This is a genomic window from Pseudomonas sp., assembly GCF_030147005.1.
Lineage (GTDB): Bacteria > Pseudomonadota > Gammaproteobacteria > Pseudomonadales > Pseudomonadaceae > Aquipseudomonas.
Genome location: NZ_JASLAW010000045.1, coordinates 1 through 9,593, shown reverse-complemented (window position 1 = coordinate 9,593; position 9,593 = coordinate 1). Strand labels below are relative to the sequence as shown.

Here is a 9,593-nt window from a genome sequence, read left to right as displayed (position 1 = left end):
AATTTCTGAATGGTTGACCGGAACCAAAGCGCTTTCTAGAATCGCCCGACATTTTTGCCCGGAACTTACTTCCAGCCAATGTCGTCATCTATTCGTAAATCCATTTCTTCAGACGCATTGACCCGCCTGGCTCAAGCCGTGGCGGTGGCTGTCTCCGCAACTCTGGCGGGCTGCCAATCGACCCATTACGCTGCACAATCCACCGTGCAACCCAAACCCAATCTTGCCGCCAAGATCAAGCAAAAACCTATTTGGCTCTCAGAGAAGCCCAGCCCCGTAGCGCCCCAGGATGTCTGGGAACGCATGCGTCGGGGCTTTCAATTGCAGGACGGCGTCGGCGTCAACCCGCGCATCGAGCAACAGCGCCTGTGGTTCGCCAGCAACCCGTCCTTCCTGGAGAACGCCGGGGAACGCGGCAGCCTCTACATTCATTACATCGTCGAGCGCCTTGAAGAACGCAACATGCCCCTGGAGCTGGCGCTGCTGCCAGTGATTGAAAGTGCCTACAACCCAATGGCCTATTCGCGCAGCGATGCGGTCGGCTTGTGGCAGTTCATTCCCTCCACCGGGCGCTACTTCAACCTGCGCCAGACCCGCGCCTACGATGGCCGCCGCGACATCACCGCCTCCACCACCGCCGCCCTGGACTATCTGACCCGTCTGCATGACATGTTCAACGGCGACTGGTTGCTGGCCCTGGCGGCCTACAATGCAGGTGAAGGTACGGTCAGCCGGGCCATCGAACGCAACGAAAAACTCGGCCTGCCGACCGATTACTGGAACCTGCCCCTGCCCCAGGAAACCAAGGACTACGTGCCCAAATTCCTGGCGCTGTCCCAGGTGGTGCTGGCCCCCGAGGCCTACGGCGTCAACCTGAACCCGATCGCCAACACGCCGTATTTCGAAGTGGTTGAAGTCAAGCAAAGCATGGACCTGTCCCGTGTCGCTGCGCTGGCGGAAATCGATGAAGACGAGCTGTTCCAGCTCAACCCGGCCCTGAAACAACGCACCACCCTGGACGGCCCCCAGCATTTGCTGGTGCCGACATCCAAGGCGCAACTGCTCACCAGCACCCTTTCGACGATGAAGCCGGAAGAATTGCTGAGCATGCGCCCGAAAAGGCCGGTGTTCGACGAAGTCGAGACCCAGGCGGTGGCTGGGCGTACGCGCAGTTATAAGGTGCGCACTGGCGACAACCTCACGTTGATTGCCAAGGCCAACAAGGTCGATGTGCATGACTTGCAGCGCTGGAACAAGCTCAACGGCCAGGCGCTAAAGGTCGGCCAGACCCTGGTGATGCAAGACACGCGTAAAGCAGCCGCGAAAAAGCCGGTGCAATACAAGGTCAAGAAAGGCGACTCGCTTTACATGGTCGCCAAGCGCTTCAACGTCGAGATGCAACACCTCAAGCGTTGGAACCCACGTACCGGCCAGGCATTGAAGCCTGGGCAGATGCTGGTGGTTTCCGGGCCGCGCTGAGGCCTCTGCAACGCTGGGGAGCTGATGTGGGAGCGGGCTTGCTCGCGAATGCGGTGCGTCAGTCAACAGGGATGTTGATGCGCCACCCTGATCGCGAACAAGCCCGCTCCCCCATTGGTTTTGCCGCCGTCTTCAAGATGCTTTTTCCATCCGGAACAAGCTGTTACTGTACCGATCATAAAGCCCAAGCCGCCCGGATCGGATCTCTGACTTGAAGCGTCCCCTCCTTCTACTAATAAGTCTGGCCTTGAGCTTTGCCGCGAACGCGACGATTACCGAGAGCCACGGTTACGCGCAGTTCGGCACGCTCAAGTACCCGGCCAAATTCACCCATTACGATTGGGTAAACCCGGCAGCGCCGAAAGGCGGGACACTGCGGGTGATGGCCTTTGGCACGTTCGACACCCTCAACCCCTATACCTTCAAGGGCACCAGCCCGGTGGCCACGGGCAACTTCCTGCAGTACGGCGTCAATGAGCTGAACGAACCGCTGATGGTCGGCACCGGCCAGTACGCCCCTTCCGGCGATGAGCCGACCTCCAGCTACGGCTTGATTGCGCAATCGGTGGAATACAGCGAGGACCGCAGCTGGGTCGTCTTCAACCTGCGCCACGAGGCGCGCTTTCACGACGGCACACCGATTACCGCCAATGACGTGGCGTTTTCCTATCGAACCCTGCTGACCGAAGGCCACCCGCAGTACCGCACCAACCTGCAGGAAGTGGCGCGGGTCGATATCCTCAATCGCCATCGCATTCGTTTTGTATTCAAGCGCGCCGGCAACCCGCTGCTGATCCTGCGTCTGGGCGAGCTGCCCGTGCTGCCCCAGCATTACTGGAAGCACCGCGATTTCAAAGCCACCACGTTCGAACCGCCATTGGGCAGCGGGCCTTACCGCATCAGCAAGGTTACCCCTGGCCGCCAATTGGTGTTCGAACGGGTCAAGGATTACTGGGGCAAGGCCCTGCCGGTCAACCAGGGTTTGTATAACTACAACAAGGTCGAGGTGGAGTTTTACCGCGACAGCGACGTCGCCTTCGAAGCCTTCAAGGCGGGCGAATTCGACATTTATATCGAGCACCAGGCCAAGAACTGGGTCACCGGCTACAACTTCCCGGCGGTGAACCGAGGCGAGGTCATCAAGGCGCAGATCGCCCACCGGATTCCCACCCAGAGCCAGGGCCTGTTTATGAACACCCGGCGACCGGCCTTCAGCCAGACCAAGGTGCGCGAAGCCCTGGGGCTGATGTTCGACTTCGAATGGACCAACCGCACCTTGTTCAGCGGTGCCTACAAGCGCACCTTGAGTTACTACCCCAACAGCGAGTTCTCGGCCACCGGCGTTCCGGTCGGTCACGAATGGTTGATGCTCTCGCCCTACCGCGAGCAACTGCCGGCCAATCTGCTCACCCAAGCCTTCAGCCTGCCGCAAACTGACGGGCGCGGCATTCCCCGCGAAACCCTGCGCCGCGCCCTGGCCCTGCTCGGTGAGGCCGGCTGGAAGCTGTCCGGGCAACGCCTGCTGAACAAAGACGGGCAACCGCTGCGCCTGGAAATCCTGCTGGTCAACCCGAACCTGGAGCGCATCCTGCAGCCCTATGTCGAGAACCTGATCAGTATCGGCATCGACGCGCGCCTGCGCACCGTGGACCGCGCACAGTACAAACAGCGCCTCGATCAGTTCGACTTCGACATGGTCCTGGTCACCCTCAACCAGACCCTGAGCCCAGGGCTGGAACAGTGGCAGTACTTCCATTCCAGCCAGGCCACGATCAAGGGCAGCAAGAATTACGCAGGCATCGCCAACCCCGTGGTCGATCACCTGCTGGAACAACTGCTCGCGGCACAGACCCGCGAAGAACAACTGGCCGCCGGCCGCGCCCTGGACCGGGTGTTGCTCTGGCAGCACTACAGCATTCCCAATTGGTACCTCAACTATCATCGCCTGGCGTACCGCAACCGGTTCGCCTTTGTCACCACGCCGCCCTACAGCCTGGGCCTGAGCGCATGGTGGCTGAAAGCTTCGGAGAAAGCCCAATGATGTCTCTGCGCAGTACTTTACTCGCCGGCCTGTTGCTGTGCGGCGCGGCCCAGGCCGCCCCGCAACATGCGCTGACGCTCTATAACGAGCCGCCCAAGTACCCCGCCGACTTCAAGCATTTTGACTACGTGAACCCCGATGCCCCCAAAGGCGGCACCTTCCGCGAATCGTCCATGGGCGGCTTCGACAGTCTTAATCCCTACATCAGCAAAGGCGTGCCTGCGGACAATCTGCCGTTGATCTACGACACGCTGGCCATGCAGAGCCTGGACGAGCCGATTACCGAATACGGCCTGGTGGCCGGCAAGATCGAAAAGGCCGCGGACAACAGTTGGGTGCGTTTCTACCTGCGCCCCGAGGCGCGTTTCCACGATGGCCACCCGATCCGCGCCGAAGACGTGGTGTTCACCTTCCAGACCCTGATCAAGGACGGCACCCCGCTCTATCGCACCTACTACGCCGACGTTGACGAAGTGATCGCCGAAGACCCACTGCGGGTGCTGTTCAAATTCAAGCGCACCAACAACCGCGAGCTGCCACTGATTCTCGGGCAATTGCCGGTACTGCCCAAGCATTGGTGGGCAAGCCGCGACTTTTCCAAAGGCAATCTGGAAATACCGCTGGGCAGTGGCCCGTACAAGGTGGCGGAGGTCAAGGCCGGGCGCATGGTCCGCTACGAGCGGGTCAAGGATTACTGGGCCAAGGACCTGCCGGTGACCAAGGGTTTCTACAATTTCGATAACCGCATCACCGATTATTACCGCGACAGCACCGTGTCCCTGGAAGCCTTGAAGGCCGGGCAGTTCGACTATTGGCTGGAGTTCAGCGCGAAAAACTGGGCCAACGCCTATAACATCCCGGCAGTGGCCCAGGGCCGCTTGATCAAGGAAGAAATCCCCAACGGCAACCCCACCGGCATGCAGGGTTTCGTGTTCAACACACGCAAACCGATGTTCCAGGATGTCCGGGTGCGTAAGGCCATCAGCCTGTTGCTGGATTTCGAATGGAGCAACAAACAGTTATTCAATGGCGCCTACACTCGCACTCGCAGTTACTTCGAGAACTCGGAAATGGCCGCCACCGGCTTGCCCGGCCCGGATGAACTGGCCATTCTCGAACCGTTGCGTGACAAGGTCCCCGCCGACGTCTTCACCCAGGCCTTCGAGCCGTCCAAAACCGACGGCAGCGGCATGATCCGCGCGCAGCAGCGCGAGGCTTATCAATTGCTGCAGGAAGCCGGCTGGAAGATTGTCGACGACAAAATGGTCGACACCACCGGCAAACCGGTGACCATCGAATTCCTGCTGGCCCAGACCGAGTTCGAACGCATTCTGTTGCCGTTCAAGCGCAACCTCGCCGACCTGGGTATCGACCTGGTGATTCGCCGGGTCGACGTGTCGCAGTTCGTCAACCGCCTGCGCTCGCGGGATTTCGACATGCTGGTGGGCAGCTTTCCGCAATCCACTTCACCGGGTAACGAGCAGCGTGAGTTCTGGAAATCGTCCAGCGCCGACAAGCCGGGCAGCCGCAACTACATGGGCCTCAAGGACCCCGCAGTCGACCAACTGGTCGAGCAACTGATCGACGCCGACTCGCGTAAAAGCCTGATCGCCCACGCCAGGGCGCTGGACCGCGTGCTGCAATTTGGTTACTACGTGATCCCCAACTGGCACATCAAGACGTTTCGAGTGGCGTATTGGGATCACCTCGGCCACCCGAGCGTCTCGCCGCGCTATGACGTAGGCACCGCCACCTGGTGGGCCAAACCCGACGTTAAACCGGCAGTTCCCCTGGACACCACGCAAAGCGCCGAAGCGGCGAGCGGAGGCGATTGAATGCTGGCCTATATTGTTCGTCGCCTGTTGCTGATCATCCCGACGCTGTTCGGCATCCTGCTGATCAACTTCGTGATCATCCAGGCTGCCCCCGGCGGGCCGGTGGAGCAGATGATCGCCAAGCTCGAAGGCTTTGAAGGCGCTACCAGCCGCATCGCCGGTGGCGGTGCCGAAGTCTCGGTGGCCGGTTCCAGCTATCGCGGCGCCCAGGGGCTGGACCCGGCGCTGATCAAGGAAATCGAGACGATGTACGGCTTCGATAAATCGGCGCCGGAACGCCTGTGGATCATGGTCAAGAACTATGCGCGGCTGGATTTCGGCGACAGTTTTTTCCGTGATGCCAAAGTCATCGACCTGATCAAGGAAAAGATGCCGGTGTCCATATCCCTCGGGTTATGGAGCACCCTGATCATGTACCTGGTGTCGATCCCCCTGGGTATCGCCAAGGCCACGCGCCATGGCAGCCATTTCGATGTCTGGACCAGCTCGGCGATCATCGTCGGTTATGCGATCCCGGCGTTTCTGTTCGCCATCCTGTTGATTGTGGTGTTTGCAGGCGGCAGTTACCTGGACTGGTTCCCCTTGCGCGGGCTCACGTCCAACAACTTCGACGAATTGAGCTGGGGCGGCAAGGTCCTCGATTACTTCTGGCACCTGGCCCTGCCCGTTACCGCCCTGGTGATCGGCAACTTCGCCACCATGACCCTGCTGACCAAGAACAGTTTTCTCGACGAGATCAACAAACAGTACGTGGTCACCGCCAAGGCCAAGGGCCTGACCAACCACCGCGTGCTCTACGGCCATGTGTTCCGCAACGCGATGCTGCTGGTGATCGCCGGTTTCCCCTCGGCCTTCATCGGCATCTTCTTTACCGGTTCCCTGCTGGTTGAAGTGATTTTCTCCCTCGACGGCCTCGGCCTGATGAGCTTTGAAGCGGCGATCAACCGCGACTATCCGGTGGTGTTCGGTACGCTGTTCATCTTCACCCTGCTGGGGCTGATCGTAAAACTGATCGGCGACCTCACCTACACCCTGGTCGATCCGCGTATCGACTTCGCCAGCCGGGAGCATTGAGATGAACCTGTCCCCCCTCAATCGGCGCCGGTTCGAGCGGTTCAAGGCGAACAAGCGTGGCTGGTGGTCGCTGTGGCTGTTCCTGATTCTGTTCGTGCTGAGCCTGGGTGCCGAGTTGATCGCCAACGACAAGCCGTTGGCGGTGCACTTCGACGGCGACTGGTATTTCCCGGCGCTCAAGCGCTACCCGGAAACCACCTTCGGCGGCGAGTTCCCCCTGGAAGCGAACTACAAGAGCCCGTATATCCAGGAACTGCTCAAGGCCAAGGATGCCTGGACCTTGTGGGCACCGATCCCGTTCAGCTACCAGAGCATCAATTACGACCTGAAAGTGCCGGCCCCCGCGCCGCCGTCCAGGGTCAACCTGTTGGGCACCGACGACCAGGGCCGCGATGTGCTGGCGCGGGTCATCTATGGTTTTCGCGTGTCGGTGCTGTTTGCCCTGACGCTGACCGTGCTCAGCTCGATCATCGGCGTGATCGCAGGAGCCCTGCAGGGTTTCTACGGCGGCTGGGTGGACCTGGCCGGGCAACGCTTTTTGGAAATCTGGTCCGGATTGCCGGTGCTATACCTGCTGATCATTCTCGCCAGCTTTGTGCAGCCCAACTTCTGGTGGCTACTGGGGATCATGCTGCTGTTTTCGTGGATGAGCCTGGTGGACGTGGTGCGCGCCGAGTTCCTGCGCGGGCGCAACCTCGAATACGTGCGCGCGGCCCGTGCGCTGGGCATGCAGAACGGTGCAATCATGTTCCGTCATGTCCTGCCCAATGCGATGGTCTCGACCATGACGTTCATGCCGTTCATTCTCACCGGCGCCATCGGCACCTTGACCGCCCTGGACTTCCTTGGTTTCGGCCTGCCGGCCGGCTCGCCGTCCCTTGGTGAACTGGTGGCCCAGGGCAAATCCAACCTTCAGGCGCCGTGGCTGGGCATGAGTGCGTTTGCCGTGCTGGCGATCATGTTGAGCCTGCTGGTGTTTATCGGCGAGTCCGCTCGCGACGCCTTCGACCCGAGGAAATGAGATGAATCAGGACAATCTGATAGAAATCCGCGACCTCAGTGTCGAGTTCGTCACGGGCGAGCACCACCATCGAGTGGTCAATAACGTCAGCTTCGATATCAAGCGCGGCGAAACCCTGGCGCTGGTCGGCGAAAGCGGCTCCGGCAAATCGGTGACGGCCCACTCGATCCTGCGCCTGCTGCCCTACCCGTTGGCGCGGCACCCGTCCGGCAGCATCCACTATGCCGGGCACGACCTGCTGACGCTCAAGGAAAAGACCCTGCGGCATATTCGCGGCAACCGCATTGCGATGATCTTCCAGGAGCCGATGACCTCGCTGAACCCGCTGCACTCCATCGAAAAACAGATCAACGAAGTGCTCGGCCTGCACAAGGGCCTCACCGGCAAGGCCGCCACCCAGCGCACGCTGGAGCTGCTGGACCTGGTAGGCATTCCCGAGCCGCACAAACGCCTCAAGGCTCTGCCCCACGAACTTTCCGGAGGCCAGCGCCAGCGGGTGATGATCGCCATGGCGCTGGCCAACGAGCCGGAACTGCTGATCGCCGACGAACCGACCACGGCGCTCGACGTGACGGTGCAATTGAAGATCCTGGAGCTGCTCAAGGAATTGCAGGCGCGCCTGGGCATGGCGTTGTTGCTGATCAGCCACGACTTGAACCTGGTACGCCGGATCGCTCACCGTGTGTGCGTGATGCAACAAGGCTGCATCGTCGAACAGGCCGATTGCGAGACGCTGTTCCAGGCACCACAGCACGCTTACACCCAGGAATTGCTGGCGGCGGAACCCAGCGGCGGGCCGGCCACCAATGAAGTCGGGCCACCCCTGCTGGAGGTGGACGACCTGAAAGTCTGGTTCCCGATCAAGAAAGGCTTTTTGCGCAACACCGTCGATTACGTCAAAGCCGTGGACGGCATCAATTTCAGCCTGCCCCAAGGGCAAACCCTGGGTATCGTCGGTGAAAGCGGCTCGGGTAAATCCACATTGGGGCTGGCGATCCTGCGCTTGATTGGCAGCCAGGGCGGGATTCGCTTCGAAGGCCAGCAGCTTGACCGCCTCACTCAGCAACAGGTACGCCCGTTGCGCCGGGAAATGCAGGTGGTGTTCCAGGACCCATTCGGCAGCCTGAGCCCGCGCATGTGCGTCAGCGAGATCGTCGGCGAGGGGCTGCGCATCCACAAGATGGGCACGCCGGCCGAGCAGGAAGCGGCCATTATTGCCGCCCTCATGGAAGTCGGCCTGGACCCGGAATCACGGCATCGCTACCCCCATGAGTTTTCCGGCGGCCAGCGCCAGCGCATCGCCATCGCCCGCGCCCTGGTGCTCAAGCCGCGCCTGATCCTGCTGGACGAGCCGACGTCGGCGCTGGACCGTACCGTGCAACGCCAGGTGGTGGAATTGCTGCGTGGCTTGCAGGCCAAGTACAACCTGACCTACCTGTTCATCAGTCATGACTTGGCGGTGGTCAAGGCACTGAGTCACCAGTTGATGGTGGTCAAGCAGGGTCAGGTGGTGGAGCAAGGGGACGCCGGGGCGATTTTCGCCAACCCACAACACCCCTACACTCGGCAATTGCTGGAAGCGGCCTTTCTGGTACCCGCGTAACAGGAGCTATCGCCATGGCGTTGGACACTCGCGCTGACCCTTGCCGCTCGCCGCGCTTCTGGCGCGACGAGCGCTTGCCGTTCATCGAGGCGCGCACCATTGCCGACGGACGCAAAATCACCTACACCCGCCACGCCCATGAACATTTTTCCATCGGTGCAATCACGCGCGGACGCAGCTATTACCACTATGGCGCACAGACCTTTCAGATCAGCGCCGGCACCGTGGTGTTGATGAACCCCGGCGACGTGCATGCCTGCAACCCCATCGACAACGAGCATTGGTCCTACCATATGCTCTATCTCGACACACCCTGGCTGACTGACTTGCAGCATCAGTTGGGCTTCAGTACGGACCAGGGTTACCGCCCGTTCAATACACCCCATACGCGGGATACGTCGCTGTACGACGGCTTGCTCGCGTTGTACCGACTGTTGGTGGATGAGCAGGCCGAACTGCTTCAGAAACAGAGCGCGCTGGTGAGTTACTTCAGCGAGGTGCAGCAGCGCCTGAACCCTTCGGTCACGCCGCTGCGGGAGG

7 protein-coding genes are annotated in these 9,593 nt (G+C 60.8%); all 7 read left to right on the top strand.

The window, feature by feature from the left end; translation table 11 throughout:
- The first annotated feature begins 78 nt into the window (after positions 1 to 78).
- The gene (locus Q1V60_RS03675; RefSeq protein ID WP_300627512.1) at positions 79 to 1,479 is read left to right on the top strand and encodes a transglycosylase SLT domain-containing protein; all 1,401 of its coding nucleotides are present in this window, start codon (positions 79 to 81) and stop codon (positions 1,477 to 1,479) included.
- 211 nt (positions 1,480 to 1,690) lie between these two features.
- On the top strand, positions 1,691 to 3,520 hold the full coding sequence (locus Q1V60_RS03670) for an extracellular solute-binding protein (RefSeq protein WP_300627510.1): 1,830 nt from the start codon (positions 1,691 to 1,693) through the stop codon (positions 3,518 to 3,520).
- Complete coding sequence (locus Q1V60_RS03665) at positions 3,517 to 5,355, top strand: extracellular solute-binding protein (RefSeq protein ID WP_300627509.1); 1,839 nt, start codon at positions 3,517 to 3,519, stop codon at positions 5,353 to 5,355. The genes Q1V60_RS03670 and Q1V60_RS03665 overlap by 4 nt, the downstream gene beginning before the upstream one ends.
- Positions 5,356 to 6,429, top strand: coding sequence for a microcin C ABC transporter permease YejB (locus Q1V60_RS03660; RefSeq protein ID WP_300627508.1), 1,074 nt, complete (start codon positions 5,356 to 5,358; stop codon positions 6,427 to 6,429).
- Between the two features lies 1 nt (position 6,430).
- A complete protein-coding gene (locus Q1V60_RS03655; RefSeq protein ID WP_300627506.1) occupies positions 6,431 to 7,450 on the top strand; it encodes an ABC transporter permease in 1,020 nt (339 codons plus the stop codon).
- Between the two features lies 1 nt (position 7,451).
- On the top strand, positions 7,452 to 9,053 hold the full coding sequence (locus Q1V60_RS03650; protein ID WP_300627504.1) for an ABC transporter ATP-binding protein: 1,602 nt from the start codon (positions 7,452 to 7,454) through the stop codon (positions 9,051 to 9,053).
- A 14-nt stretch (positions 9,054 to 9,067) separates the two neighbouring features.
- Positions 9,068 to 9,593, top strand: a 526-nt coding sequence (locus Q1V60_RS03645) for an AraC family ligand binding domain-containing protein (RefSeq protein ID WP_300627503.1), incomplete at its 3' end; no start/stop codon positions are given.